This window comes from Streptomyces pseudoechinosporeus, assembly GCF_054783935.1.
This window is the reverse complement of sequence record NZ_BAAGPS010000061.1, coordinates 23,707-48,167: the sequence shown is the minus strand read 5'-3', so window position 1 is coordinate 48,167 and position 24,461 is coordinate 23,707. Positions and strand designations below refer to the sequence as shown.

Annotated in this window: 25 protein-coding genes and 2 pseudogenes; 17 read left to right on the top strand and 10 right to left on the bottom strand. The window is 69.5% G+C overall.

Going from position 1 to position 24,461, the window contains the following annotated elements:
- Positions 1–67: 67 nt before the first annotated feature.
- Together ACYVO6_RS39240 and ACYVO6_RS39235 are read left to right on the top strand one after the other, a co-directional pair.
- Positions 68–2,854 carry an ATP-binding protein gene (locus tag ACYVO6_RS39240; RefSeq protein WP_461069963.1) on the top strand — a complete coding sequence of 929 codons (2,787 nt, stop codon included), beginning with the start codon at positions 68–70 and terminating at the stop codon, positions 2,852–2,854.
- 88 nt (positions 2,855–2,942) lie between these two features.
- A pseudogene (locus tag ACYVO6_RS39235) lies at positions 2,943–3,387 on the top strand (IS701 family transposase); the annotation flags it as partial.
- A 169-nt stretch (positions 3,388–3,556) separates the two neighbouring features.
- Here ACYVO6_RS39235 and ACYVO6_RS39230 read toward each other — a convergent pair.
- The 3 genes from ACYVO6_RS39230 to ACYVO6_RS39220 form a co-directional block, all read right to left on the bottom strand.
- Positions 3,557–4,141 carry a YwqG family protein gene (locus ACYVO6_RS39230; protein WP_461069961.1) on the bottom strand — a complete coding sequence of 195 codons (585 nt, stop codon included), beginning with the start codon at positions 4,139–4,141 and terminating at the stop codon, positions 3,557–3,559.
- A 367-nt stretch (positions 4,142–4,508) separates the two neighbouring features.
- Positions 4,509–5,477 carry an SGNH/GDSL hydrolase family protein gene (locus tag ACYVO6_RS39225; protein ID WP_461069959.1) on the bottom strand — a complete coding sequence of 323 codons (969 nt, stop codon included), beginning with the start codon at positions 5,475–5,477 and terminating at the stop codon, positions 4,509–4,511.
- Between the two features lie 356 nt (positions 5,478–5,833).
- The gene (locus ACYVO6_RS39220; protein WP_461069957.1) at positions 5,834–6,202 is read right to left on the bottom strand and encodes an HNH endonuclease family protein; all 369 of its coding nucleotides are present in this window, start codon (positions 6,200–6,202) and stop codon (positions 5,834–5,836) included.
- Between the two features lie 1,520 nt (positions 6,203–7,722).
- Here ACYVO6_RS39220 and ACYVO6_RS39215 point away from each other — a divergent pair.
- The 4 genes from ACYVO6_RS39215 to ACYVO6_RS39200 all read left to right on the top strand — a co-directional run bounded on the left by ACYVO6_RS39215 (position 7,723) and on the right by ACYVO6_RS39200 (position 10,298).
- Entirely contained in the window at positions 7,723–8,235 is a 513-nt protein-coding gene (locus ACYVO6_RS39215; protein WP_461069955.1) for a LuxR C-terminal-related transcriptional regulator, read from the top strand.
- Positions 8,236–8,416: 181 nt separating this feature from the next.
- Positions 8,417–8,737 (top strand): hypothetical protein, encoded by a 321-nt coding sequence (locus ACYVO6_RS39210; RefSeq protein ID WP_461070121.1) that lies wholly within the window; start codon positions 8,417–8,419, stop codon positions 8,735–8,737.
- A gap of 232 nt (positions 8,738–8,969) precedes the next feature.
- A complete protein-coding gene (locus ACYVO6_RS39205) occupies positions 8,970–9,101 on the top strand; it encodes a hypothetical protein (RefSeq protein WP_461069953.1) in 132 nt (43 codons plus the stop codon).
- A 111-nt stretch (positions 9,102–9,212) separates the two neighbouring features.
- Complete coding sequence (locus ACYVO6_RS39200; protein WP_461069951.1) at positions 9,213–10,298, top strand: lipocalin-like domain-containing protein; 1,086 nt, start codon at positions 9,213–9,215, stop codon at positions 10,296–10,298.
- Between the two features lie 179 nt (positions 10,299–10,477).
- Here the strand turns inward: ACYVO6_RS39200 and ACYVO6_RS39195 are convergent, their stop codons facing one another.
- Positions 10,478–10,654, bottom strand: a complete 177-nt coding sequence (locus ACYVO6_RS39195) for a hypothetical protein (protein WP_461069949.1) — start codon at positions 10,652–10,654, stop codon at positions 10,478–10,480.
- 30 nt (positions 10,655–10,684) lie between these two features.
- On the opposite strand from ACYVO6_RS39195, the gene ACYVO6_RS39190 reads away from it, so the two are divergent.
- From ACYVO6_RS39190 to ACYVO6_RS39165, 6 genes are all read left to right on the top strand, one after another.
- Complete coding sequence (locus ACYVO6_RS39190) at positions 10,685–10,945, top strand: hypothetical protein (protein WP_461069947.1); 261 nt, start codon at positions 10,685–10,687, stop codon at positions 10,943–10,945.
- A 290-nt stretch (positions 10,946–11,235) separates the two neighbouring features.
- On the top strand, positions 11,236–11,718 hold the full coding sequence (locus tag ACYVO6_RS39185; RefSeq protein WP_461069945.1) for a GtrA family protein: 483 nt from the start codon (positions 11,236–11,238) through the stop codon (positions 11,716–11,718).
- Positions 11,715–13,007, top strand: a complete 1,293-nt coding sequence (locus ACYVO6_RS39180) for a sensor histidine kinase (RefSeq protein WP_461069943.1) — start codon at positions 11,715–11,717, stop codon at positions 13,005–13,007. The genes ACYVO6_RS39185 and ACYVO6_RS39180 overlap by 4 nt, the downstream gene beginning before the upstream one ends.
- On the top strand, positions 12,979–13,644 hold the full coding sequence (locus ACYVO6_RS39175) for a response regulator transcription factor (protein WP_461069941.1): 666 nt from the start codon (positions 12,979–12,981) through the stop codon (positions 13,642–13,644). The genes ACYVO6_RS39180 and ACYVO6_RS39175 overlap by 29 nt, the downstream gene beginning before the upstream one ends.
- Positions 13,645–13,813: 169 nt before the next feature.
- The gene (locus ACYVO6_RS39170) at positions 13,814–14,749 is read left to right on the top strand and encodes an ABC transporter ATP-binding protein (RefSeq protein ID WP_461069939.1); all 936 of its coding nucleotides are present in this window, start codon (positions 13,814–13,816) and stop codon (positions 14,747–14,749) included.
- A gap of 30 nt (positions 14,750–14,779) precedes the next feature.
- Complete coding sequence (locus ACYVO6_RS39165; protein WP_461069937.1) at positions 14,780–15,604, top strand: ABC transporter permease; 825 nt, start codon at positions 14,780–14,782, stop codon at positions 15,602–15,604.
- 696 nt (positions 15,605–16,300) lie between these two features.
- Here ACYVO6_RS39165 and ACYVO6_RS39160 read toward each other — a convergent pair.
- The 3 genes and pseudogenes from ACYVO6_RS39160 to ACYVO6_RS39150 form a co-directional block, all read right to left on the bottom strand.
- A pseudogene (locus tag ACYVO6_RS39160) lies at positions 16,301–16,584 on the bottom strand (LLM class flavin-dependent oxidoreductase); the annotation flags it as partial.
- A gap of 81 nt (positions 16,585–16,665) precedes the next feature.
- On the bottom strand, positions 16,666–17,586 hold the full coding sequence (locus ACYVO6_RS39155; protein WP_461069935.1) for an HAD family hydrolase: 921 nt from the start codon (positions 17,584–17,586) through the stop codon (positions 16,666–16,668).
- Positions 17,587–17,782: 196 nt separating this feature from the next.
- Positions 17,783–18,454, bottom strand: coding sequence for a hydrolase (locus ACYVO6_RS39150; protein WP_461069933.1), 672 nt, complete (start codon positions 18,452–18,454; stop codon positions 17,783–17,785).
- Positions 18,455–18,571: 117 nt separating this feature from the next.
- Between ACYVO6_RS39150 and ACYVO6_RS39145 the strand changes: the two genes are divergently transcribed.
- Genes ACYVO6_RS39145 through ACYVO6_RS39135 form a run of 3 tightly spaced genes read left to right on the top strand, consistent with a single transcriptional unit; the run spans position 18,572 to position 19,792 of the window.
- Positions 18,572–19,075, top strand: coding sequence for a MarR family winged helix-turn-helix transcriptional regulator (locus ACYVO6_RS39145; RefSeq protein ID WP_461069931.1), 504 nt, complete (start codon positions 18,572–18,574; stop codon positions 19,073–19,075).
- Entirely contained in the window at positions 19,065–19,502 is a 438-nt protein-coding gene (locus ACYVO6_RS39140; RefSeq protein ID WP_461069929.1) for an MDR/zinc-dependent alcohol dehydrogenase-like family protein, read from the top strand. The genes ACYVO6_RS39145 and ACYVO6_RS39140 overlap by 11 nt, the downstream gene beginning before the upstream one ends.
- Positions 19,499–19,792 (top strand): hypothetical protein, encoded by a 294-nt coding sequence (locus ACYVO6_RS39135; protein ID WP_461069927.1) that lies wholly within the window; start codon positions 19,499–19,501, stop codon positions 19,790–19,792. The genes ACYVO6_RS39140 and ACYVO6_RS39135 overlap by 4 nt, the downstream gene beginning before the upstream one ends.
- Before the next feature lie 951 nt (positions 19,793–20,743).
- On the opposite strand, the gene ACYVO6_RS39130 is transcribed toward ACYVO6_RS39135, so the two are convergent.
- The 3 genes from ACYVO6_RS39130 to ACYVO6_RS39120 form a co-directional block, all read right to left on the bottom strand.
- Positions 20,744–21,229 carry an amidohydrolase family protein gene (locus tag ACYVO6_RS39130; RefSeq protein WP_461069925.1) on the bottom strand — a complete coding sequence of 162 codons (486 nt, stop codon included), beginning with the start codon at positions 21,227–21,229 and terminating at the stop codon, positions 20,744–20,746.
- Positions 21,230–21,394: 165 nt separating this feature from the next.
- The gene (locus ACYVO6_RS39125) at positions 21,395–21,727 is read right to left on the bottom strand and encodes an HAD family hydrolase (protein WP_461069923.1); all 333 of its coding nucleotides are present in this window, start codon (positions 21,725–21,727) and stop codon (positions 21,395–21,397) included.
- Between the two features lie 21 nt (positions 21,728–21,748).
- A complete protein-coding gene (locus ACYVO6_RS39120) occupies positions 21,749–22,342 on the bottom strand; it encodes a hydrolase (protein WP_461069921.1) in 594 nt (197 codons plus the stop codon).
- A 117-nt stretch (positions 22,343–22,459) separates the two neighbouring features.
- Here ACYVO6_RS39120 and ACYVO6_RS39115 point away from each other — a divergent pair, with 117 nt between their 5' ends.
- Positions 22,460–22,927 carry a MarR family winged helix-turn-helix transcriptional regulator gene (locus tag ACYVO6_RS39115; RefSeq protein WP_461069919.1) on the top strand — a complete coding sequence of 156 codons (468 nt, stop codon included), beginning with the start codon at positions 22,460–22,462 and terminating at the stop codon, positions 22,925–22,927.
- Positions 22,928–23,100: 173 nt separating this feature from the next.
- On the top strand, positions 23,101–24,282 hold the full coding sequence (locus tag ACYVO6_RS39110; protein WP_461069917.1) for an amidohydrolase family protein: 1,182 nt from the start codon (positions 23,101–23,103) through the stop codon (positions 24,280–24,282).
- The last annotated feature ends 179 nt before the right edge of the window (positions 24,283–24,461 follow it).

Genomic DNA, 24,461 nt, shown 5'->3' with positions numbered 1-24,461 from the left:
CATACCTGGTCATGAGGGATGGAAGGGTATCCGGCAACAGCCTTGGCCCAAGGTATTGTTGAGTCGCATGGGAGACGCGTCAACATCTTCGGGGGACTTCCGTCCGGCTGTGGGCGGCATTGGTACGCGGCTGATCGGCCGATGCCGTGAGCGTGAGGTACTCGGTGCGCTCGTCGGCGCCGTTCGTGCGGGGGAGAGCCGGGCACTCGTCGTCAGTGGTGAGGCGGGCGTCGGCAAGACGGCGCTGCTGGACTGGCTGGTCGACGAAACATCGGGTGTCCGTATCTTGCGCGCCACCGGTGTCCAGGCGGAGATGGATCTGCCGTTCGCCGCGCTGCACCAGTTGCTGGCGCCCATGCTGGACCGGCTGGACCGCCTGCCGGCCCCGCAGCGCGACGCCCTGCGCACGTTCTTCGGTATCAGCCCGGGGAAGGCACCGAATCGGTTCTTCGGAGGCCTGGCCGTCCTGGGCCTGCTTGCCGATGTCGCCGAGGAGCAGCCGCTGATCTGCGTCATCGACGACGAGCAGTGGCTCGATCGCGCCTCGGCGCAGGTGCTCGCGTTCGTCGCCCGCCGCCTGGAGAGGGAGTCGGTCGGACTCGTCTTCGCCACCCGGCGGCCGAGCCGGGACCTCGCGGATCTGCCGCAACTCGTCGTCGAGGGCCTGGAGGACGAGGAAGCCCGTACGCTGCTCGACTCGGTGGGTACCGGACCGCTGGACGAACGGATCCGCGACCAGGTCATCAGCGAGACCCGCGGCAATCCGCTGGCCCTGCTGGAGCTGCTGCGCGGGATGTCGCCGGCGGAGATCGCCGGCGGCTTGGGAATACGGCGCGGTGCCCGGCCCCTGTCGAAGAAGATCGAGGAGAGCTTCCGGCGCCGGCTCCACGCGCTCCCGGCCGGGCCCCGGCGCCTGCTGCTCCTCGCGGCCGTCGACCCCGTCGGCGATCTGACGCTGCTGACCCGGGCGGCTGCGCTGCTCGGCATCACGTGCGAGGCCAGAGCCGCCACGATGGAGACCGGCCTGATCGAGGTCCGCCCCAATGTACGGTTCCGGCACCCGCTGGTCCGCTCGGCGCTGATGAACTCCTCGGCACCGCAGGACATCCGGGAGGCACACCGGGCACTGGCCGAGGCCACCGATCCGGAACAGGATCCCGACCGCCGCGCCTGGCATCGTGCCCTGGCCGCGACGGGGCCCGACGAGGACGTCGCCGAGGAACTCGAGCGCTCCGCCGACCGCGCGCTGGCACGCGGTGGCCTCACCGCGACGGCGGCGTTCCTCGAACGCGCCGCGATCCTGACACCGGATCCCGCGCGCCGCGCGCAGCGCATGCTCACGGCGGCCTGCGCCAAGCTCGACGCCGACGCCCTCGACGAGGCGCTGAGGCTGCTGGAGGCGGCCGAGGCGGGTCCGGCAGACGCCCTGCGGACGGCCGAGGCGGAGCACCTGCGCGGCGGGATCGCGCTGGAGCAACAGCGCATTCCCGAGGCGGTCCGGATCCTCCTCGGCGCGGCCCGGCGTATGGAACCGCTCGCTCCCGCCCTGACGCGCGAGATCTACCTGGAGGCGCTCGTGGCGGCTGTGCTGGGCGCCGCTGTGGACGGCTCGACCAGCTTCTCTGCGGTCGCGGAAGCCGCGCGCAACGCGCCTGCCGCTCCCGAACCGCGGCGCGCGGTCGACGTGTTGCTCGACGCGTGGGTGACGCGGGCCACGAAGGGGTACGCGGTCGCGGGGCCGATGCTCGCCGAGGCACTGCGCATGATCAGCGGACCGGGCGGCGACTCGAGCCGGCTCGTGGGGGGCAGGGCGGCGGTCGTCCTCGCCATGGAACTGTGGGACGCGGAGGCGTCGTTCACGATCGCCACGCGCCAGGCCCGGGTCGCTCGCGGGACGGGTGCGATGGGGCAGTTGCGGGTCGCACTCAACGTCCTGGGCCTTGGGCGGATTCTCGCCGGGGAGTTCGCGGGCGCGGCGGAGCTGATCACGGAGTACCGCATCCTCACCGAGGTGACGGGCAACCCGTACTTCCCGTTTCCCGAGATGATGCTGGTGGCGTGGCGCGGGCAGGAGGCACGGGTGCGGGAGCTGGCCGAGGCGAGCCGGCGGGCGGCGCTCGGGCAGGAGAGCGGCGCGGTCATACCGTACGCGGGCTGTATGAGCGCGGTGCTCCACAACGGCCTCGGCCGTCACGATGAGGCGCTCGTCGCCGCCCGGGAGGTGCTCGAGCGCGACGACTGCGGCCTGGGCCCCTTCGCCGTGCCCGAGCTGGCGGAGGCGGCGGCCCGCACCGGTGACCGGGGGACCGTCGAAGACGTACTCGAGTGGCTGTCCGAGCGCACACGTACGGTGCCCACGGACTGGTCGCTCGGGATCGAGGCCCGGCTGCGCGCCTTCCTCGCGCACGGGAGCGACGCCGAGGGCTTCTACCAGGAGTCGATCGAGCGCCTCGGCCGTACCCGCGTCCGAGTGGAACTCGCCCGAGCGCACCTGCTGTACGGCGAATGGCTGCGCCGCGAGAAGCGGCGGGCCGATGCGCGGGAGCAGCTGTCCACCGCCCACGACATGCTGGCGACGATGGGCGCCGATGCCTATGCCGACCGCGCACGACGCGAGTTGCTCGCCACCGGGGCGACCGCTCGCAAGCGCACCGACGACACCAGGAAAGAACTCACGCCGCAGGAGGCCCAGATCGCCCGGCTCGCCCGTGCGGGCCTGTCGAACACGGAGATCGGTGCGCGGTTGTTCATCAGCGCGCGTACGGTGCAGTACCACCTGCGCAAGGTCTTCATGAAGCTCGGCATCAGCGCACGCGGTCAGCTCGACGCGGTCCTGCCGGACGACGGGAACTAGGAGGACTGACTCCGTCAGGTCTTTTCGTTGGCCCTGATCAAGAGCATGTTGGTGGACGGACGCACATGAAGTGAACCGTGTGCGGGCGATGTTGGCCCTATTTACGAGGACTGATGCTGGACGGCCGCCGGAAGTCCATCCAGGCGGTGGCGGAGCGGTTGCTGGATGGCAATGAGCAGAACCTGCAGCAGTCCGTGAACCAGTCGACGTGGGATCCGGTGCCGGTGCGGCGGCGGATCGCGGAGCGGATGGTGCCGCTGATCGGCCCGGATGCCTGGGCGGTCGATGACGTGTCGTTCCCCAGGGACGGCCGGATGTCGGTCGGGGTCGCGCAGCAGTACTGCGGTGCTTTGGGCAAGCAGGCCAACTGCCAGGTCGCTGTCAGCGTGCACGCGGTCGCCGACGCCGCATCAATCCCGTTGCACTGGCGGCTGTTCCTGTCCAGGGAATGGGCCGGCGATGCCGGGCGCCGGCGCCGGACCGGGGTGGTCCGATGACGTCGGGCACCGGAGAAGTGGCGGATGGCCCTGGACGCCTGCTGCCGACCGCCCTGATGCGTCGAGCCGCGACTCATCTCGTCTCCTTCCAGTCACCGCCGCACCAGACAGACCTGCCTGGAAGACACAATTCCTCGGGCGTACGCCGGATCTGTTCGTGATCGTCCGGACCCAGCCTGTGGCCATCAGAGAGGATTGACAGGTGTCAGGTGCACTGCCACAGGAATCTGCCTTCGCGCCCGTCGGGGGATACAAAGGCGTACCCGACCCCGTCGCCGCCGAAGGACAACTGACGCACCGGCTGGGCCCCGCTCCCGCTGTCGAGCTGTGCGAGGAGCCACCAGCCGGGCCCGGGTCTCTCGTCGCCCTGCAGCCACCTGGGTGCCACGCCCGGCCCACCGAGGAACTGGTGGAGGTTCTCATCGGTTGTCCCGGCCGGGGGACCGGCGATGAACTCCCCGTCCAAGGCAGGCCCCGTCGCCGCCCGGCAAATCTGCAGGAAACCAGGGAGCCGTCCGCCCGGCTGGATGAGCAGCGCGTTCTCCCCGCCCTCCGGTTCCCAGGTGCGGTCGGGGTCATCGGCCATGAACAGGTAGGCCATCGTCGTCGCACCGGCCCCGGTCGCCTGGTCGATGCGGAATTGGGCAAGGAACCGCATGGCGGCACCCGACCGGGCCGAGAGCGGCCACTGGGGTGTGTCGAGCCAGACCGGCTGGCCGCCGAGCTTCGTGCACGGTTCGCTGACCGCAGCGGGAGTAGGCAGGAAGTCCAGCCTGCGCACGATGGGCATGCCCGTGATCCTTTCATCAGCGGGGCCGGTACGGCCGGCCGGCCGGGGCAAGAGCCCAGTCGGCCGGCCGTACCGGCCGCGGTTCAACAGGGGACGTCCAGAGCCCGCGCAACCTTTCCCCTGGTCCATCTCACATTCTGACGCAGGCCGCGGGAAGCGTGGTTGATGGGCAGCCAGAAGCCGGGGCACTGTCGCCCTCGCTGCGGTTCGAGGGCCGCGTCCCCGGCAACGAACTGCGGACCGGCACCGGAGATCGCGCTGCGCCTCGCGGCGCGGGCGAAGTCCTGCTGGGCTTGGATTCGTGATGTCGTGCGGGATCAGCCGGATGCGAGCGTCAGGCCGGTCCCGGTGAGGCAGCGAAGAGAGATCAGGCGCCGACGGCGAAGCCGAGGCGCGAGAAGTACGCCTCGTGGCCCTTTTTGTTGGGGTGGTAGGAGTCGGCGAGCGCGCTGACCCCGACGGTGACCGGCTCGGTCAGGAAGGGATCCGCAGAGCAGATGCCGCGGCCGTCGAAGAACTCCTGGATCTCCGCGAACTGGATCTTCCTCCCCGCGGTCCCCCCGACGTCGGCCACCGCCGCATGGATCGTCTGGTTCAGCTCCACGGAGGCTTCGTTCATCTCCTTGCGCACGGTCGCGCTGGGGTTGAAGACCTTCTCGAGGACGGTGCACGTGCCTGCCTCATCGAACAACTTCGGATATCCGAGGACGACGATGCGGGCGTTGGGCGCTTTTTCGTGGATCGTCCGGTAGGTGCGGTCCAGCGTCGCCGGCAGTTGGCTGCGCATGGACCCCAGGGACCTGTTCAGGGCGCTCTGACAGGCGCCGGTAATGTCAAAGTTCTTGACGCATGTTTCCATCGCGTCGGCGAACTGGATGTCGTTGCCGCCGATGGTGAGCGACACGAGGTCCGTCTCGGCGTTGAGCGCCTCCACCTGCCGTTCCACGACGTCGCCGGTGACCGCCCCGGCGCACGCGGCGAACGTGAAGCTGCCGAGGAAACCGTCCGGCCCGCCGAACTCCTTGGCGAAGACGGCGGGGTATGCGTCCACGCTGCGCTGGCAGGTGTTGCTGTGGTTGACGAAGGGGGTCGGCTCGATTATTCGCAGGCCGTTGACCGGAGGGATCGTGCTGAGGTTGGACAGGTACGGTGAGGCGCCGGTGCCGGCCGAGTAGGAGTCGCCGAGGGCGACGTAGTCCTGCCCGTCCGTGGCGGCGTCGGCGGTCAGTGGCACGATTGCCGCGGCGGCTACGGCGGCCAGGCCTGCCAGCCAGGCCATGGTCTTTCTGCGGGTGTTGCGACGGGCTCGGCGGCCGCTGCTGGGCTGAGAGAACACGGGGGTACGTCCTTTTCGGTGGGCAGGGTGTCCTGTGGTGGACAGGGGGGAAGGAGAGACGGCGCTGCGGCGTCCTGCGGGTGAGGCCGAACGACGCGCGCGGGCATCGCCGCATGTGCGGGCATGCCGGTGCTGATGGGGGATGTGGAGATACCGTCGCGAGGCTCGGTCGGCCGCCGATGGAGACGGGGAACCACGCGGCCTGTCGCCCTCACCTGGATGGGCTGTGGCGGACGAGCCGGGCCGGACCAGCCGCCGGTGATCTTCATGAAGAGCGGGCCGCCGTCCGGAACGCTGCCGGGGACGGTGCGCGGCCCATGGCCCTCGCCGTCCCCGGCAGCGGCGGATACCGGCGGTCAGCAGTTGCGGAGGCCGTTGGTCACCGCGTTGTATTCGTCGATGTCAAAGGTCAGCCCGTACTTGACCTTCACCTCGACCCACCAGGTCAGGTACTCGCAGGGCTTGTTCGCCGGCATCCATTCCGCGGGATCCTTGTCGCCCTTGGAGCGGTTGCTGCTCGCCGAGACGGCGACAAGGTTGACGACCACGTCGTTGGCGAACACCGCCCGGTCCTCGTCGGTCCAGTCGTCGGCACCGGATTCCCATGCCTCGCTCAGAGGCACGATGTGGTCGATGTCCGGGTTGGTGACGGTCACGTTGTCGTAGATCGACAGCCATTGGCCGTTGGTTACCTCGCAGCCGTTGACGAGGCCGCCGGCGGACATGTCACGGATCTTGGTCCATTTGTCGGCGGTGCAGTTCGGGCCAGTCTGTCCGGGGGGCGGACCGACACTCCGCCAGTGCGGGAACCTCGCCCGGTTGTAAGGTGAGCGAGCTTCTTCGGGCTGCAGGAAACCGGTGAGCCGCTGGTCATTCCACTGATTGCGTGCCTCGGCGGCGCTGGGCGGGCTTTGGGGGCCGTACCCGAATGCGGCGGGGAGGACCAGGCTGGCGACTGCGGCGGCGGCGGCGACCGGAGCGATCACCCATGCCCGCCTCTTGAAGCCGCTGCGCCGGTGTGGAGCGTCTGTCTGCGGGGCGTCGACCGACCGGCGCCGCCCCCTGGTTATCGGCATCAGCCGATCCCCACCCTGGTACGGATGCTTCTGAAGTGTTTTCGCATGGGGGCTCCTTGCGTCGAGGGCGTGCGAAGTTGAGCCACAGAACCAAGACGTCTGCAACACCCTTCCGGACAGGGTGACTTGGGCTCTCGGGGGAGTCTCCACGCGGAGGCCAGGGCGCAACAGAGTCAAATATCCCTACCGGCGAGTTCGCTGTTCCCCCCTCTGGCGCTGCCACCCGTGCTTCACCGACAACCCGCCTCCACCCCAGGCCGAGCGGGAACACTGTCATCACTGCGTCGTCGAACAGGTCATCGCCGACAGCAAAGCCTCCGCCCTGGCCCGCCTTTGCCGTCGGGACAGTTCAACGCCAATGCCGCCTGGCTCATCCTGTGGGCGATGACCTGCAACCTGCTGCGGGCCACCGGCGCACTGACCTCCGCCTTCCACGCCAAGGCCACCACCGCAACCCTCCGTCCTCGACCCCGCACGCGCGCCCGCGCGCCTCACGGCGCGGGCTGTTCACCACCGTCGTGGCCGTCGCGGCAAGCGCGGTCGGCTTCGGCCTGAGGAGCCTTTCCGGTCTTGCCCGGATCGGGGCTTGCCGCGCAACTCCCCTGCAAGGAGCAGCACACCGTCTCCGGACTCCACGAACTCCCGTGACCTGGTAGCAGAAGCCCTGAAGATCGAAGTCGCCCGACGGCCGCCGCGCCGCTGTCCGCCGGGAGTGATCGCCGTTCACCGCGACCACCCCGGCCGCCGACAGGGCTGTTCGTCGCGACGGCGCCGGGCGGGCTCGCGTTCTGCGGCGCTGTGGAAATGGCCGATCGGACGATGGCGGCCGGTCCAGGGCGCGGAGACATGGCCGTTCGGGGGAGGTGGGGGGCGTCTTCCGGAACGAGAGTCGTTAGCGACGGTCGGCAGAAGCGCAGCGGAGGCGTATCCGTCAGGGACCCGGCCGTGACTTCGTTCATGTCCCGTGGCTGCACGGGCACTTGGGAGGAATCGTGTGTGACCAGTGCGATTATCAGGTGCTCTCTGTCGATGTGGCATCGTTATCCGTCGCTCTTGTCAGCCGCCATGGCATAACACCGGCCCCCCTGGCCGGGATCGGCGTCCGGCTGGTCCGAGAGCCGAGTGACATTTGGCCGAGCGACGACGTCCTGCTGCTCCATGGAGTCGGCATGGCGCAGGAGCTGAAGCGCTTCACGGCCGAGACCGAGGGGGCGCTGCCGCCCGCCGCGGTGCTCGCGCCCTGGCTCGACTGGAACGACGTTTCCCTGGCCCTGGATCTCGGGGCCATGAGCTATCTGCTGGAGAACCGGTACGCCTGTCTGCTCGCAGAGGCGCTGGTGTGCACCTGCCGGGGCGTCAGCTTCCTCGATCCGGCGGTCGCCGCGGAACTGGTCAGGCTCGCCTCCAGGGCCAGAGCGCGAGCGAAGCCGGGCGAACCCACCGCCGCGGGTGTCGCGGTGCCGGGCCGGCTGCCGCAACTCTCGCTGCGGGAGCGGCAGGTCATGGACCTCCTCGCCTCCGGCCGTGGGGTCAGGGGCGTGGCCCGCGAGCTGCTCCTGACCGACAAGACCGTCAGGAACTATCTGACCCGTATCTACCAGAAGCTCGACGTGCGGAACCAGCCGGAGGCGATCCTGCGCTGGCTGGGGCATCTGGAACCCGCTGCGCCTGGCCGTCGGTGACGTCCAGCGCGGGCGGCCGTCGGCGAGGCCCTCCGTTGTAGGGCCGCCACGGGCGAAGCCCGAGGCGGCCAATCAGGTGATGTTCCAGGTGGTCGCGTCCGGAGCGATGTATGAGTTCGTCCGCAGTTCGGACCGCGGGCCGCAGTTGTTGTTGTGCCATTCGAAGCGGACGGTCTCACCGGTGTTCACCGGGAAGCTGCTGATCTGGAAGCTCCCGCCCGCGTTGAAGGAGTACGCGCCGCCGATCCGGCCCGAGATAGTCGCCTTTGCGGGCGACGAGCTGAAGCGCGGTCAGCTGTCTGCCCAGCGTTGCTCGGAGCTCTCCGTCCTGGCGGGCCACCTGCGCGACCGGCGCTCCGTCCAGCACCTGGAGCACCGCCCGGTAGCGATGCTCGGCCGTCCACCGCCGGTCGTCCACCGGCTCCGGCTCACGCGCTTCCGTCACAAGGACCAACGAGCCCCGGTCGTCCAGGATGTGCCGAGACCGTCAAAAGTGCCGTAGGACCGTCCAGGATCAGTCGGGACAGAACCGTCCAACAACCCATGGGAATTCACACTCCGGGGAGAACTACGAGGCCGTTGACACGCCTGCCGGCTGGAGGCGCCCGGTGGCTGCGGCGGCGGTCTGTCGATCATGACTGGCCATCCGCACTGTGCACTGGCTGATACGAGTGCCCCGCGGCGGGACGACACTTTCCTGCGACGACGGCCCCCACCCGTCCGCGAGGAGAGCCATGCGCGCGGTGATCGTGAACGACTACGGACAGACGCCCGTGCTGGGCGACGTGCCCACCCCGCCACCAGGACCCCGCCAGGTGCTGATCAGGCTGCGGACAGCGGCCGTCAACCCCATCGACCATAGGTGATTCACGCATCAATAGTTGATGCGTCATATTATTTCTGATCGCGGTAGTACCCAAGACCGCACGTCGCTGTATCCGCATGCATCAGGAATTCATCAGGAAAGGGATCGACCCATGCCCACATGGAAGTGGAACAACAGGATCCGGAAGAACGCGGCCCTCGTCGTCGCCGCCGCGACCGTGTTCGCGATGCCGCTGGCGGCCTCCGCCGCTCCCCGGGAGGCGGACCCGGCCTCTGCCGCCGCGACCGTGTCGCGGCCGGGGCCGACCGACGATCCCGGCTTCCCGACCTTCGTGCACATGCCTGCCGACCAGGCGGCACACCCCGGTGTCGGCCTGGAATGGTGGTACACCATCGGTTGGTTCAGGGCCGGCGGCCACGAGTACGGCTACGAGGTGACGCTCGGCTCGAGCGGCCTTGCACAGGTCTCCCTCACGGATGTCACCGACGGCACCTACATGTCGGACGCGGTTCGCACGCCGGCCGGTGAGTTCAGCATGTCGACGACCACCCTGGACGTACGGATGTCCAATGCGTCGCTGTCCGGTCCGATGGACGACATGCGCCTGAAGGCGGAGCTGCCGGAAGGGAGGGGCACCATCGACCTCGCCCTGAGCGCCGTCGGCCCCACGATGTACAACAACGGCACCGGTCTCTTCCCGTTCCTGGGCGGCACCAGCTACTACTACTCGCTTCCCAACCTGCGGACCACCGGGACGCTCACCCTGGACGGCAAGGCCCATCGCGTCAACGGCACCTCCTGGCTGGACCGGCAGTGGGGCAACTGGGACTGGGACAAGCTGCACAGGTGGACCTGGATGGCGCTGCGGCTCAGCAACGGGCAGATCATCAACCTGTGGGACATGTTCGACGACTCCGGAGAAAAGCACTGGGCGACCGTGCTCGACCCCGACGGAACCCACCGCGTGGTCTCGGTCGAGCCGCTGGCCCCGCACGCGACCAACTTCGAGACCAGCCCCGACACCGGCCAGCGCTACGCCGGCAAGTGGACCGTGAAGATACCCAGCCTGCGGACCACGCTCACCGTGACCGCCGAGCCCGTGCTGCAGGAGATCGCGGTCAATCTGCCGTGGACACCGGGCATCAACGAGGCGGTTGCTTCCGTACACGGCACCTCCCAGGGTCGGCCCGTCACAGGCAACGCCTTCGTCGAGCAGTTCGGTCACTGGAACAACTAGCAGACGGCGCCGGCGGTTGAACGAGCGGCCGCAGCCGGCCGCTCTCCGCCCGGCCCCGGTTGGCTTGCCATGGGAACGCCCCCTGGCAGGCCAACCTTTTGCCTTTTCGTCCTGTCCGGGAAGCGCGTGAGGACGTCAACGGGTGACTTGCCCGGTCCCGTTGGCGTCGGCCGTGCGGATCATGCAGGTGAGGCGTGCCGAGCAATGCGGCGGTCCTGTTCGTCGGTGATGGCGATGTCGTAGGTGGCGGTGCTGCTCACCGGGGGATGGTGCACGTCGGCCAACACCAGCTCGAGCAGGCACTCGTGGAGTTCCGTGCCGCCGAGCGATTCCAGACGCTGCTCGTCGCGCCCCATGGGCTGACTGTCCAGGTACACCAGTTCCTGGTGTACACCCCCGTGCGGCTGGGCGACACGGAGGGGGCCCGAGCCGCGCTGGCCAGGACGTCCGAGGAACATCGCGACTGGGGGGAGGCACACGCGGCGCTCGCCTCCGTGCACCTCGCCGACGGCGATCCGCAGGCGGCCATCGACGCCCTTGCGGCTGTCCTGGACGGTTCAGCTCCCTTTGTTCACATCATCTCGGTCATCCAGGCGCTCCTCCTTGAAGCGCTCCGGGATCGGTGGGGTGGTCTGCCCTGGGTCTGATGGAGTCGGGTCGCTGGAGAATTGACCGGTCCGGCAGCCTTCCCGGGCCGGCATGGCCGGCAGCTGTCCGCCCGAGTTCTGCCGCCGGGTCCTCGGCCTGGCCGGGACTTTGGCCTGATGCGACGGCGGGTGGCAGTTCGCACACCCTGCCCGTCAGGCTCGGGGCCGGCAGCAGTCACTGAACTGCTCTCCTGAGCATGCAACTGGGATCTGCACAGAGGGCGGGTGCCCGTTGACAGCTGGTTGATGCGTCACGTATAAAGATGATGCATCAACCAAAGGATGGGGTCATGGAGACAGGGCAGAGCCGGCAGGCGGCACCCGGTGCCTTCACCGCCTTCGCCCGCTTCGTGCTCTACGGCGGCGGGGTGGGGCTCGCCGCCAGCTTCGCCGTGGCGGCCCTCGCCTCCGGGATTCCCTGGGCCCTGGCCAACGCCCTGATCACCGTGGTGTCCACGCTCCTGGCCACCGAGCTGCACGCCCGCTTCACCTTCGGCGCGGGCGGGCGCGCGAGCCGGCGCCAGCATGCGCAGTCGGCCGGGGCCGCGGCGGCCGCGTACGCGGTGACTTCTGTGGCGATGCTCGTCCTGCAGCAGCTGGTGGCGACGCCCGGTGCGGTGCTGGAACAGGTCGTCTACCTGTCCGCCTCCGCACTCGCCGGTGTCGCGCGGTTCGCGGTGCTGCGCCTGGTCGTCTTCGCGCGGAACCGCTCGCAGGCCACGGCCCCCGTCCGCACCGCCCGTCCCATGCGCACGACCACGGTTGCCGCATGACTGGTCCTGCGGCCTGGCGCCAGGCCGCGCAAGCCCATCCGCTCGTCGTGGACGGGGTGCTCGCCGCAGTGGTGTACCTGGCAAGCCTGTTGTGGCCGTTCGCCCCCGGCGAGCCGCCACAGCGGGAACCGCTGATCGCCACCGTCGGGCAGCAGGTCCCGCTGACCGCCACCGTCGTGGTGCTGGCGACACTGGCCTGCGCCGCGCTCGTCTTCCGGCGGCGGTGGCCGTTGGCGGTGCTGGCCGTCGGCACCGGGATCTCCTGTGCTTCCGAGATCGTCTCGGATGTCCAGGGCGTGTTCCTCGGCGCCCCGGTCATCGCCGCATACACCGTCGCCGTCCGCACCGACCGCCGGACCGCCTGGACGGCCGGGGCCGCCGCCGCGTTCTTCTTGGGGGTCACTTACCTGGCGACCTCCGGGTGGTACTGGATCGGTGAGGGGGCCCAGGACATGGTGGGGTGGACCCTCGTGGGGGTGGTCGCCGGAGACGCGGTCCGCGGCAGGCGGGCGTATGTCCTCCTGCTGGAGCAGCGGGCCCGTCGCGCCGAGCAGAGCCGTGAGGAGGAGACGGCCCGCCGGGTCGTCGAGGAACGGCTGCGGATCGCCCGCGAGTTGCACGACGTGGCCGCCCACCACATCGCCGTGATCAGTGTCCAGGCCGGGGTGGCCGGGCACACGCTGCGCACGGACCCGGACGTGGCCGAGGAGTCGCTCGCCCTGGTACGCCAGGCCAGCCGGAGCGTGCTGGAGGAACTCAGCGCGCTGCTCGGCGTACTGCGCCAGGAAGGTGATACCCAGGCCCCGGTCGAGCCCACCCGGGGCCTCGACGGGCTGGACGAGCTCGTCGCCTCGTTCGCCGCAGCGGGCCTGCAGGTCGCCTGGACGCTCTCCGGGCGCCCACGCCCGCTGTCCTCGGCGGTCGACCTGGCTGCGTACCGGATCGTGCAGGAATCGCTCACCAACGTGCACAAGCACAGCGGGAGCGCCTCCGCGCGGGTCGGGGTCGAGTACACTCCCGACCGGCTGATCGTCCGAATCCACGACGCGGGAGGCGGCGGCACAGCGGCCCGGACGGGCGCGGCCGACGCCGGGCACGGCGGGTACGGCATCCTGGGCATGCGCGAGCGCGCGGCCGCCGTCGGCGGCCGGTTCGAGGCGGGCCCCGGGCCCGACGGCGGCTTCACCGTACGAGCCGAACTGCCGCTGCCCCCACCGTCGGTGAAGGAACCGTGGACGGATCCGGAGAAGGAGAACAGGGATGACCATCCGGGTCCTGCTGGCCGATGACCAGAGCCTGATCCGCGCCGGCTTCCGGGCGCTCATCAACGCGGCGCCCGACCTGGAGGTGGTCGGAGAGGCCGCGACCGGCCGGGAAGCCGTCGAACTCGCCCGCAGCACCCACGCGGACATCGTGCTGATGGACGTCAGGATGCCGGAACTCGACGGCATCGCCGCCACTCGGGAGATCACCGCCGACGAGGACCTCGCCGGGGTGCGGGTGCTGATCCTCACCACCTTCGAGATCGACGAGTACGTCTTCAAGGCGCTGCGCGCCGGGGCCAGCGGCTTCCTGGGCAAGGGTGTCGAGCCGGTCGAACTGCTGGCCGCGATCCGGACCGTGACGGGTGGTGAGGCGCTGCTTTCGCCGAAGGCGACCCAGGGCCTGATAGCCCGTTTCATTGCTTCACCCGACGAGCAAGTCGTGACCGCGGAACTGCTCGACGCGTTGACCGGACGGGAGCGCGAGGTGCTGGGCCTGGTCGCCATGGGCCTGTCCAACGACGAGATCGCCGAGCGGCTGTACGTCTCGACGGCCACCGCCAAGACCCATATCAACCGGGCGATGACGAAGCTGGCTGCACGGGACCGGGCCCAACTCGTCGTCATCGCCTACCAGACCGGACTGGTCCGCGCCCCGAAGTGACCGGCCGGGACCTGGGCACACATGTGGCCAGGGTGCACTCCTCCCGTGGTCCTGTTCGCGGCCCGTCTCCGTACCGCGCTCGCGGTAGCTCCGTACCACGGGCGTGGGAGAACGAAGTGTCCATGCCAGGCTGACGACCGGGAGATCCGCGGTCGGCAGTCTGGACCGCATGATCGAAGTCAACAACCTGACGAAGCGCTACGGCGACAAGACCGCCGTCGACTCGCTCACCTTCTCGGTCCGACCGGGCATTGTCACCGGTTTCCTCGGCCCCAACGGGGCCGGCAAGTCCACCACCATGCGTATGATCCTCGGCCTCGACCGGCCGACCGCCGGGACCGCGACCGTGAACGGCCGCCCCTACGCCGAACACAGGGCGCCACTGCACGAGATCGGCGCGTTGCTGGAGGCCGGGGCCATCCATCAGAGCCGGTCCGCGTTCAGCCACCTCCGGGCACTGGCCGCCACCACCGGCGTCCCGCGCCGGCGGGTCGAGGAGGTGATCGACCTCGTCGGCCTGAGCGAGGTCGCCCACAAGCGGGCAGGCGGTTTCTCCCTCGGCATGGGCCAGCGCCTCGGCATCGCCTCGGCGCTGCTCGCCGATCCCCAGGTGATCATGCTGGACGAGCCGGTCAACGGTCTCGACCCGCAGGGCATCCTCTGGATCCGCAACCTGCTGAAGGGGCTGGCCGCGGAGGGCCGGACCGTCTTCGTCTCCTCGCACCTGATGAGCGAGATGGCGCTCACCGCCGAACACCTCATCGTGGTTGGCCGAGGACGGCTGATCGCCGATGTGTCGGTGGCCGAGTTCACCGCGCGGGCGGACCACAACACCGTACGCGTGCGCTCGCCGCAGGCCGCGCAGCTCCGGGACCAGCTGGCCGGGCCGGATGTCACGATCACCAGCCTCGAGCCCGGGGTGCTGGAGATCACCGGACTGACGACCGACGAGATCGGCGATCACGCCGCACACTCCGGCTTCACCCTGCACGAGTTGTCCCCTCAGCAGGCATCGCTGGAGGAGGCCTTCATGGAGATGACCCAGGAGCACGTCGAATACCACGCCACGAACAGCACCAGCCCCTCGCCCACCCCCCCGTGGTGACGAGCTCGCCACGACCGGGAGGACCGCCTGATGACCACCGCCACAGCACCCGACCTGACGGCGCGTCCCGCGCGTCCCGAACTGCGCGTCACCACGCGACGCGTCTTCACTTCCGAGTGGATCAAATTCTGGTCGCTGCGGTCCACGGCCTACACCCTGATCGGGGCCGTCGTGGCACTGGTCGGCTTCGGGCTGATCGCCGCCTCGGTCACATCCGGCGGCGAAACCTTCCAAGGCCCCGGCGAAGGAGTCGCCGACTCCACCGGCATCAGCCTGGCCGGTACCGAGCTGGCCCAGCTCGTCGTCGGCACCCTCGGGGTCCTGCTCACCGCGACCGAGTACAGCACGGGTCTGATCCGCTCCACCCTCGCCGCGGTGCCTCGCCGGCTGCCGGTGCTCTGGGCCAAGACGGCGGTGCTCGCCGCGGTCCTCCTCCCGCTCGGCACGGTCGCGGTCTTCATCGCCTTCTTCGCCGGGCAGGCCATCCTCGGCTCCGACGGCGCCTCCCTCACCGACCCGGGCGTCCTGCGCGCGGTCACCGGCGCCGTCGTCTACCTGACCGGCATCGCACTGATGGGCATGGCGCTGGGCGCCCTGCTACGCCACACCGCGAGCGCGGTGACCACCCTGTTCGCCGCGCTCTGGGTGGTGCCCGGCCTGCTACAGATCGCCCTCCCGGACAGCTGGAACGACGCCATCGGCCCGTACCTCCCCTCCAACGCCGGCTCCGCCTTCATGACCGTGTCCCCCGGCTCGGACCTGCTCTCCCCGTGGGCGGGCCTGGCCGTGTTCGCCGGTTTCCTGGCCGTGTTGCTGGGCACGGCGGCGTGGCAACTCAAGCGGCGGGACGCCTGAGGGCGCCGGTGCGTCACCGGCCGCCGAAGTCCCCACCCCACCCCTTCGGACGGTCAGGTCGGCTGCTGCCCAACGTCTCCGCCAGCACCGTACTCCGAGCGGTCCCGCACACCCGGTCCCTCACCGGAAGCGCGGGACCGCTCGGAGTACGGTGTGCGTGCTCAGGCCCGGTACACCGTCTTCAGACCGGCCGGTGTCACGCCGACCTCGCTGTCGGGCGAACACAACGCGGAGCTGCCGGGCAGACGTTGAGCCCGCAACGAACAGATCGGGTCCTGTCCCTACAGACAGGGCCCGATCTTCGGTGGCAGTCCAGGATTTCGTGGGTCTCGATGATGGCCGGTCCGATCGCGCTTTGGGTGATGCCGAGCATGTCGGCCATCAGCTTCTGCGAGCAGATCTGACGCAGGTAGAGGACGGTCGGCAGGAGGTGGTCCCTGCTCGTCAGGAGGGAACGGCCATGGGCACCCGGGGCATGTCGGCGCCGGCCGCCGCTGATCCGGAAGTCGCGGCGCTCGCGTTGCGCTGCCTGGTCGGGGCCAGACGGGCAGCCGGCGCAACGAGTGCGTCGCGGGTCATGCCGGTCAGTGCCGGATCCGCCAGCAGTTCCAGGGCCGCCGCCCGCGCTTGGGCGCCGCCGCCGACCGCGGACGTGGGAAAGCCGGGGGTGCTGGTGGGGCGGATGGTGTAGTTCCACGTGCCGTGCCACACGAACGGCGGCACGTCGTCCAGCGGGCGCGGAGTCGAGGTGAAGCCCTGCAACGGGGTGCGGAATTGGCTCTCCCAGTCCACGACGTCCTCGTGCCGCAACCGGTGCAGCAGATTGTAGTTCTCCAGCAACAACGCGACGCCCTCACGATGTCCTTGCCGAACCAGGGGCAGACCGGGACCGTGTTTCCGCGTCCGAGCATCAGGTCCAGGCGTCCCTTGGCGACGTGCTGCACCATCGCGTAGTCCTCAGCGATCTTCACCGACGTGTTGTCAGCCGCGCTCGTGTGTTCCCTTCAGACATGCATCGCGTGGTGTTGCGCGGTTGGACTTGGGGAGGCCCCCCGCGGGCGTCAGCCGGGCACGTCGGTGGGGTTGTCGGAGCCGCCCCAGACGGTCCACATCGGGGGGATGTGCCGGTCCGGGCGGTGTACGAGTGTGGCGACGAACCGTTCCAGCACCTGGGCGACGCCGTCGTCGTCGTTGGCGGGGGCGTGATGGCGTGCGGCCCGCAGGACGTCTGGGTGGGCGTTGGCCATGGCGTAGGAGTTCCCGACCGCGGTGAGCATGGGCAGGTCGTTGGGCATGTCGCCGAAGGCGGCGATCTCGTGGCTGCCGATGCCGAGTCGGCGGCTCCACTCGAGCAGGGTGGTGGCCTTGGTGACGCGGGGTGCGCTGAACTCCACCAGTGACAGTCCGGTGGAGTGGGTGGTCTCGGCACTGCTGCCCGCGGTGCGCCGAGCTCGCTCGTAGAAGTCGTCGAGGGACAGAGTCGGGTGGTGGGCGAGGATCTTCAGTACCGGCTTGCCCGGGATGCGGGTGAGGAGTTCCCCGGCGGTGCCGACCGGTTCGGCGGCCTCCTCACCGAACGACCAGGTCGGGTAGGCCGGTTCGTGGCCGAAGTCCCTGTCGTACTCGACGGCGAAGGTGGCGCCGGGTATCGCCCTGCGCACGCGGGTGATGAGCCGGGTGGCCGCGAGGGGCCGGATCGGGGACAGGTGTGCCAGGGTTCCGTCAGGGGCGTAGACGGCCGCGCCGTTGGCGGCGATGACGAAATGCGGTCCGATGGTGGCCAGCAACTTCGGTACGGAGCGCGGTGGGCGGCCGGTGACGAGTACCACGAGGATTCCGGCCTGCTCGGCCGCGGCCAGGGCGGCCCGGGTGCGGTCCGACAGCGTTCCGTCGCTGCGGAGCAGCGTGCCGTCCAGGTCCGTCGCGATCAGCTTCGGAGGGATGAGAGGGACAACGAGAGGCACGGCGGGCGCGGTTGTCATGGCGGCAGCCTTCTGGATCGACGGAGTGAACAGGTGTGGTTCGGTGCCCTGCGGACACGGGTGCCTCCCGCCGACCGATGGCCCCTGGCACCGCGCCATCGACGGAGCCGCATGGGGGAGGGATGCGCGCAAGTCTCCGCGCCCGGGCACGGGGCGGCACCGGCGCTGGTGCCGCCCCGCGGCGTCGGTTCGCCCCTTACATCCCGGGGGTGGTCTCGTTGGGGACGGGGGTGTTGAGGAGCTGCTGCTCCCAGGCGAAGGCCACTCCGGTGCCGCCGCCGTGGGCCATGACGGCCATCTGGTCCTCGGGCGAGATGATGTCGGTGCGGGCCCAGTCGCGCTGCCACTCGCCGAGGAGGCCCCCCCACGTGACCGGGGTGACGCCGGCCTGGATCATGCGGCGTACGGCCATGTCGTGGGCCTCGGCCGACATGCCTCCGCAGGCGTCGGTGACGACGTAGACGTCGTAGCCCTCGCCGGCGGCGTGGATGGCGGGGAAGGCCACGCAGATCTCGGTGTACAGGCCGGCGATGACCAGCTTCTTGCGGCCGGTCGCCTTGACGGCGTCCACCACGCGCTGGTCCTCCCAGGTGTTCAGGGTCGTCCTGTTGATCGGCTTCTGGTCGGGGAAGACGTCCTGCAAGGGCTGGATGATGAGGCCGCCGCGCTCCTCCACGACCGTGGTCAGGATCGTCGGGACGCCGTAGCCCTTGGCGCTCTTGGCCAGGCCGACGACGTTGTTGACGATCATCGTCGGCTCGTGGCTGTGCAGGTTCGCGAACTGGAACGGCTGGTGGTCGATCAGCGCCAGGACGCTGTTCTCGGGCGTCAGCAGGGCATCCAGGCCGGTCTTCGGGAACTCGCTCACGGGGGATCTCCTTCAATGCATGGAACGCGTAAGTAGTTGTTGTGGCCGCGTTCCTGTGATGCGTCAACTATTACGTGGCTCTGGTGATGTGTCAACTAACAGATAGAGTGAGTTTGCATGGAACAGAAAACAGGCTGGCTCAGCCCGTCCGAACAGCGCGCCTGGCGCGCCTTCGTCGACGTACATCAGAAACTCCCCAGCAGGCTGGCACGCGGACTGCAGGGCGGGAGGAACCTGTCCCTCGCCGACTACGTCGTCCTCGTGGCCCTCACCGACGCGCCCGACGGTCTGCGGCACTTTCAGGACCTGGCCAACGCGGTCGAGTGGGAGCGAAGTCGCATGTCCCACCATCTTCGCCGCATGGCCAAACGCGGTCTGGTGACCCGGGAGGACTGTCCCGAGGACAGGCGCGGGGTCCATGTGGTCGTCACGCCCGCCGGTCGCACGGCCATCGAGGCGGCTGCCCCCCAGCATGTCGCCACCGTGCGCCGACTGGTCATCGACCCCCTCAGTCCCGAAGAACTCGACACGCTCACCCATCTCTGCGAACGCATCCTGCGACGCTTGGAGATGGATCCTCCTGACCCGTCGGCTCACCCTCCAGGGGAGGGTGGTCGATGATTTCGGCGCCGCCGAGTTCATCGACCCCACGACGGTCTCCCTGCCGGAGGCGGTGCAGCGGGCGCATCCCGACGGCATCGACGCGCTGATCGACCTCGTGAGCGACGCGGACCGCTTCGCCTCGCTGGCCAAGCTGGTCCGCCCGGGCGGCTCGGCGGTCACGACGAGGTTCGTGGCCGATGTGGGCGCACTCGAGGCCGTGGGCGTCACCGAGATCAACTTCGTGCTGTCGGCCTCCGGCCGCCTACTCGACCGTGTGGCGGAAGCCGTCGTCACCGGATATGTCGCCGCGCCGCCGATCACCCGGGTCCCGCTGGAGGAGGCGCCGGCCGTCGTGAACGGCACCGTACGAGGGGCGACCGAGGTCAAGACCGTCATCACGGTGCGCACCAGCATCGGCGGAGCCAGAACGCGGCGAGCACGGTGACCGGTCGTAAGGCGGCCGTGATCACCGGAATCGGCGGCGGCCTCACGCCCGGCCCGCTGGAGGTGCTGCCGCCCGACGTGCTCCGGCACGGCGTCGAGGTCAACGTGCTGGGCGCGCTGCAGGTCATCAACAGCTTCCTGCCCGCACTGCGCACCGCACAGGGCCGCGTCGTCCACGCTCCGGTCCGTGCCTTCTTGGACGACGACGCTGAAGTCGTCCTCCGCCTGCCGGCCAAGAAGTGCGGCACCTCGCGGGACGAACTGCGCCTTGACTCCGCCCCGCGCGCGTAGCCGAACGGGTGACCCACCGACGATGTCGCAGAGGAATGCCATGCCCTTTCTGCCGCGCAGGGAGCCCTGCGCCTCGGCCGCCGGCACATCAACGGACACCGTCGCGTCCGCCGAGCCCGTCGCCCCGGAACCGCGGCACCCGCACGTCATGCCGCTGTGGGAGGCGGCCAGAACTCACCGCCTCAAACCCCCACCCCCGCGGACCGGGAGGGCACGGCGGTGCTGCAGATGCTGGTCAGGGGCCCTTGTGGTGACCGTGGCCGTCTATCTCGGCCTGCTGACCTTGACCGCGAAGAACGGCTCCGCCCACGGAGTCGAGCGTGTGATATGCGTCGGAAAACGCGCGGGCCACTCCTGGGAGACATGGCTGCGGGGCTGCCCGGGTGCCGCGAGGACGAGGGCCGGAACGACCCGCGCCCGCCGAGATGAAGCCGCACGCTGCCTGATCCCGGGCATGCCCCTGCCTGTTCGGTCAAGTTCTGTGGCGTGGTCGGCTGAGGAGACACATAGGCGGGATGGGGGTGTCGTCGAAGCCCACCACGTTGATTTCGCCTGGCACCCGCGTCCGGCTCAGATGCCGACGGAGCACATGGGCACGACCGGGAGGACGACGCGGGAGGACTGTGCGACGTCGTGCGCCACCTCCTGGCGGGGCGGGAGTCCGTTCCGGAGTCGAGGGGCTCGCCAATGTTGAGGTTGCGGTCCCAGCGAGGGAAGTCGCTGGACGTGACGTGGACGCGCAGACGGTGGCCGGCCCTTCGACCAGTTGCGGGTGTTCTGGCACGCGGTGATGCCGGCCAGGGCCGGGGTGCGGCTCACCCTCGCAGTCTGCTCCCCGTCTGACTCTTCCCCTTGCCCTCGCCGGAGCCCGCTGATGATCACGGCAGACCGCACTGTCGAACGTGTTCGAAGGCAGCTGCCCGTGTCGCTGGGGACAGCCGACCGACGGGTTCAGGTGCGAGGCGGGTTGATGAATTGCTGCCAGGCTGTTTCCCCGACGGCGGCACGGATGTGGTCGCGCGACGCTTCGGCGAGTCGTCGCGCGCGTGCGAGGTCGAGCCCGATCAGCTCGCCGCGGTGCTTGAGCACCCGGCCGCCCACGATCACGGTGCCGATGTCCCCGCGCCCGGCCTGGAACACCAGGTGCCCGACAGGGTTGTTCACGGGCGTCATGGACGGCGTGTCCTGCCGGAGCAGTACGAGGTCGGCGAGCTTGCCCGGGGTGATGGAGCCGATCCGGTCGGCCATGCCCAGGGCCTCAGCGCCGCCGAGCGTGGCGTAGTGCAGGACGTCGGCGTCCGGCAGGATCCCGCGCGCCCTGTCCATCGTCACGACGGGGGCGCCGCGGATCAGCAGCGGCCACCCCGCTGGGAGGCGGGCGGGCTCGGTCACGGCCGTCGTGGCGGCCTGTGCGGTGGCAGGCAGCCCGGTGGCCATCGCGGCACCTGCCGCCGCCACCGTGCCGGCCAGAAGACTCCGGCGCCCGACGGACGCGGGCCGGATCCCTTGGACATCCGTGTTGTCAGCTGCGCTCGTGTGTTCCCTTCAGGCATGCATCGCGTGGTGTTGCGCGGTTGGACTTGGGGGAGGCACCCGGGGGCGTCAGCCGGGCGCGTCGGCGGGGTTGTCGGAGCCGCCCCAGACGGTCCACATCGGGGGGATGTGCCGGTCCGGGCGGTGTACGAGTGTGGCGACGAATCGTTCCAGTACCTGGGCGACGCCGTCGTCGTCGTTGGCGGGGGCGTGATGGCGTGCGGCCCGCAGGACGTCCGGGTGGGCGTTTTCCATGGCGTAGGAGTTCCCGACCGCGGTGAGCATGGGCAGGTCGTTGGGCATGTCGCCGAAGGCGGCGATCTCGTGGCTGCGGACGCCGAGTCGGCCGCTCCACTCGAGCAGGGTGGTGGCCTTGGTGACGCGGGGTGCGCTGAACTCCACCGCCGTCCAGGTCCGTCGCGATCAGCTTGGGAGGGACCAGAGGGACAACAGGAGGGGGGAGATGATGTCCGTACGGGCCCAGTCGCGCTGCCACTCGGCCAGGGCGACCTGACACGTGATCGGGACGATCCCGGCCTGGACCATGCGGCGTACGGCCATGTCGTGGGCCTCGGCCGACATGCCTCCGCAGGCGTCGGTGACGACGTAGACGTCGTAGCCCTCGTCGGCCGCCTGCAGGGCGGGGAAGGCCACGCAGATCTCGGTGTACAGGCCGGCGATGACCAGCTTCTTGCGCCCGGTCGCCTTGACGGCGTCCACCACGCGCTGGTCCTCCCAGCTGTTCAGGGTCGTCCTGTTGATCGGCTTCTGATCCGGGAAGACGTCCCGCAAGGGCTGGGTGAGGTAGCCGCCGCGCTCTTCCACCACTGAGGTCAGGATCGTCGGGACTCCGTACACCTTGGCGCTCTTGGCCAGGCCGACGACGTTGTTGACGATCATCGTCGGCTCGTGGCTGTGCAGGTTCGCGAACTGGAACGGCTGGTGGTCGATCAGCGCCAGGACGCTGTTCTCGGGCGTCAGCAGGGCATCCAGGCCGGTCTTCGGGAACTCGCTCACGGGGGATCTCCTTCAATGCATGGAACGCGTAAGTAGTTGTTGTGGCCGCATTCTTGTGATGTGTCAACTATTATGCGGACCTGGTGATGCATCAACTAACAGATAGAGTGAGTTTGCATGGAACAGAAAACAGGCTGGCTCAGCCCGTCCGAACAGCGCGCCTGGCGCGCCTTCATCGGCGTACATCAGAAACTCCCCAGCGCGCTGGCGCGCAAGCTGCAGGCCACGGGGAACCTGTCCCTCGCCGACTACGTCGTACTCGTGGCCCTCACCGACGCGCCCCACGGCCGGCAGTACTTCCAGGAGCTGGCCCAAGCGGTGGACTGGGAGCGCAGTCGCATGTCCCACCATCTCAGTCGCATGAACAAACGCGGCCTGGTGACACGTGAAGACTGCCCCAAGGACGCGCGCGGGGTTCACGTGATCGTTACACCCACCGGCCGCGCGGCCATCGAGGAGGCCGCCCCCGGGCACGTCGCCACCGTGCGTCGGCTGGTCATCGACCCCCTCAGTCCCGAAGAGCTCGACATGCTCACTCATCTCTGCGAAGGCATCCTTGGCCGGTTGGAGACGGATCCACCCTGACGTCTCGCCTGTTGGTCGCCTGTCCACGACGGGCGGCCAGCAGGCTATTGACATGTCAACGGTTAATGCATCATCGTGTTCTTGATCGTCCTGCTGGTCGCGTCGCGGACACTTCTGCTGCCGCAGCGGCGTTGTCGGGCATGACCCGAGCGAACTCTCCAAGGGCAACAGTGATGCAGAGCGCACTTCAGGTACTCAAAGCCGGGCAGGTCTTCGACGGCGACCAGGCCAGAGGGCCTGGCATGGTGATGATCGAGAACGGCCTGATCCGGGCCGTGGACTTCACAGGAGCGGCCCCACCGGAGTACGCCACCGTCACCGATCTCGGGCCGGACGCATGGCTGCTTCCGGGACTGGTGGACGCGCACGTCCACCTGTGCTGGGACGCGAGCACGGACGCCGTGGCCCACGTCACGAACGACGACCCCGGCACCATCCTCGACACCGCCCGTACCGCGGCGGCGACCGCACTGCGGACCGGCGTCACCACGGTCCGGGATCTCGGGGACCGCGACTACCTCGCCCTCGCCCTCCGCGACCAGGTGCCACCCACCCAGCGCCCCGAGATCGTCGCCGCCGGTCCGCCGATCACCACCCGCGGCGGCCACTGCCACTTCCTCGGCGGCGAGGCCGAGGGAGCCGACGCGCTGCTGGCCGCGGTACGCGAGCGGGCCGAGCGTGGATGTGACGTGGTGAAGGTGATGGTCGGCGGTGGCAACATGACGCCCGGCTCCAACCCCCTGCACCAGCAGTACGGTCCGGCCGATCTGCGGCTGATCGTCGAGGAGGCGCATCGACTCGGGCTCACCACGGCCGCGCACGTCCATGCCGCCGACGCGATCGGGGATGTGATCGACGCCGGCTTCGATACCATCGAGCACTTCACCTTCATGACCCCCGACGGTGCCGGACTGCGGGACGACCTGCTCGACCGGGTCGTGAAGCAGCGGATCTTCGTCAGTCTCACGGCAGGATTGGTGCCGGGGACACAGCCGCCACCACCGGCCATTGCCGCCCGCATCGACGCCCTGATCGACGTCGCGACCAAGGTGATCGCCTCGGGCGCACGGATCGTCGTCGGCACTGACGCGGGCATCGAGCCGTCAAAGCCGCACCACGTCTTTCCGTACGCGCTGGTGCAGCTCGCCGAGCTGGGCATGCCCACCCTCGACGTGTTGCGGTCGGCGACGACCGAGGCCGCCGAAGCGGTGGGCCTGGTCGGCCGCAAGGGTGTACTGCGGCCCGGCGCGGACGCGGACGTCCTGGTCCTCGGCAGCTCACCCGTCGCCGACCTCTCCGCCTTCACCGACATCCGGGCCGTGTACCGGGCCGGCCACCGACTGCCCGGGAACTAGGGGCTGTCTGCGGTTGTGATCAAACGCGGGTTTTGGATCCTGGCTGGGGCGCCGGTGCGGTAGGACTTCGGTGTGACACGTGCGCAACTCACGGACGAGGAGTGGGAGTTCATCGGACCGTGCCTGCCGCCACTGACTTCGGCGTCTTGGGGTCTGGATATGTGTCGGGACCGGTGACG

Bases quoted from the DNA above. Each gene is read 5' to 3' on its own strand.
- ACYVO6_RS39215 (WP_461069955.1), top strand. From the start codon at position 7,723: ATGGCGCAGGAGCTGAAGCGCTTCACGGCCGAGACCGAGGGGGCGCTG.
- ACYVO6_RS39240 (WP_461069963.1), top strand. From the start codon at position 68: ATGGGAGACGCGTCAACATCTTCGGGGGACTTCCGTCCGGCTGTGGGC.
- ACYVO6_RS39220 (WP_461069957.1), bottom strand. From the start codon at position 6,202: ATGTCCGCCGGCGGCCTCGTCAACGGCTGCGAGGTAACCAACGGCCAA.
- ACYVO6_RS39175 (WP_461069941.1), top strand. From the start codon at position 12,979: ATGACCATCCGGGTCCTGCTGGCCGATGACCAGAGCCTGATCCGCGCC.
- ACYVO6_RS39195 (WP_461069949.1), bottom strand. From the start codon at position 10,654: ATGGGGCGCGACGAGCAGCGTCTGGAATCGCTCGGCGGCACGGAACTC.
- ACYVO6_RS39110 (WP_461069917.1), top strand. From the start codon at position 23,101: ATGCAGAGCGCACTTCAGGTACTCAAAGCCGGGCAGGTCTTCGACGGC.
- ACYVO6_RS39170 (WP_461069939.1), top strand. From the start codon at position 13,814: ATGATCGAAGTCAACAACCTGACGAAGCGCTACGGCGACAAGACCGCC.
- ACYVO6_RS39180 (WP_461069943.1), top strand. From the start codon at position 11,715: ATGACTGGTCCTGCGGCCTGGCGCCAGGCCGCGCAAGCCCATCCGCTC.
- ACYVO6_RS39185 (WP_461069945.1), top strand. From the start codon at position 11,236: ATGGAGACAGGGCAGAGCCGGCAGGCGGCACCCGGTGCCTTCACCGCC.
- ACYVO6_RS39115 (WP_461069919.1), top strand. From the start codon at position 22,460: ATGGAACAGAAAACAGGCTGGCTCAGCCCGTCCGAACAGCGCGCCTGG.
- ACYVO6_RS39200 (WP_461069951.1), top strand. From the start codon at position 9,213: ATGCCCACATGGAAGTGGAACAACAGGATCCGGAAGAACGCGGCCCTC.
- ACYVO6_RS39165 (WP_461069937.1), top strand. From the start codon at position 14,780: ATGACCACCGCCACAGCACCCGACCTGACGGCGCGTCCCGCGCGTCCC.
- ACYVO6_RS39155 (WP_461069935.1), bottom strand. From the start codon at position 17,586: ATGACAACCGCGCCCGCCGTGCCTCTCGTTGTCCCTCTCATCCCTCCG.
- ACYVO6_RS39205 (WP_461069953.1), top strand. From the start codon at position 8,970: ATGCGCGCGGTGATCGTGAACGACTACGGACAGACGCCCGTGCTGGGC.
- ACYVO6_RS39230 (WP_461069961.1), bottom strand. From the start codon at position 4,141: ATGCCCATCGTGCGCAGGCTGGACTTCCTGCCTACTCCCGCTGCGGTC.
- ACYVO6_RS39130 (WP_461069925.1), bottom strand. From the start codon at position 21,229: ATGGCCACCGGGCTGCCTGCCACCGCACAGGCCGCCACGACGGCCGTG.
- ACYVO6_RS39145 (WP_461069931.1), top strand. From the start codon at position 18,572: ATGGAACAGAAAACAGGCTGGCTCAGCCCGTCCGAACAGCGCGCCTGG.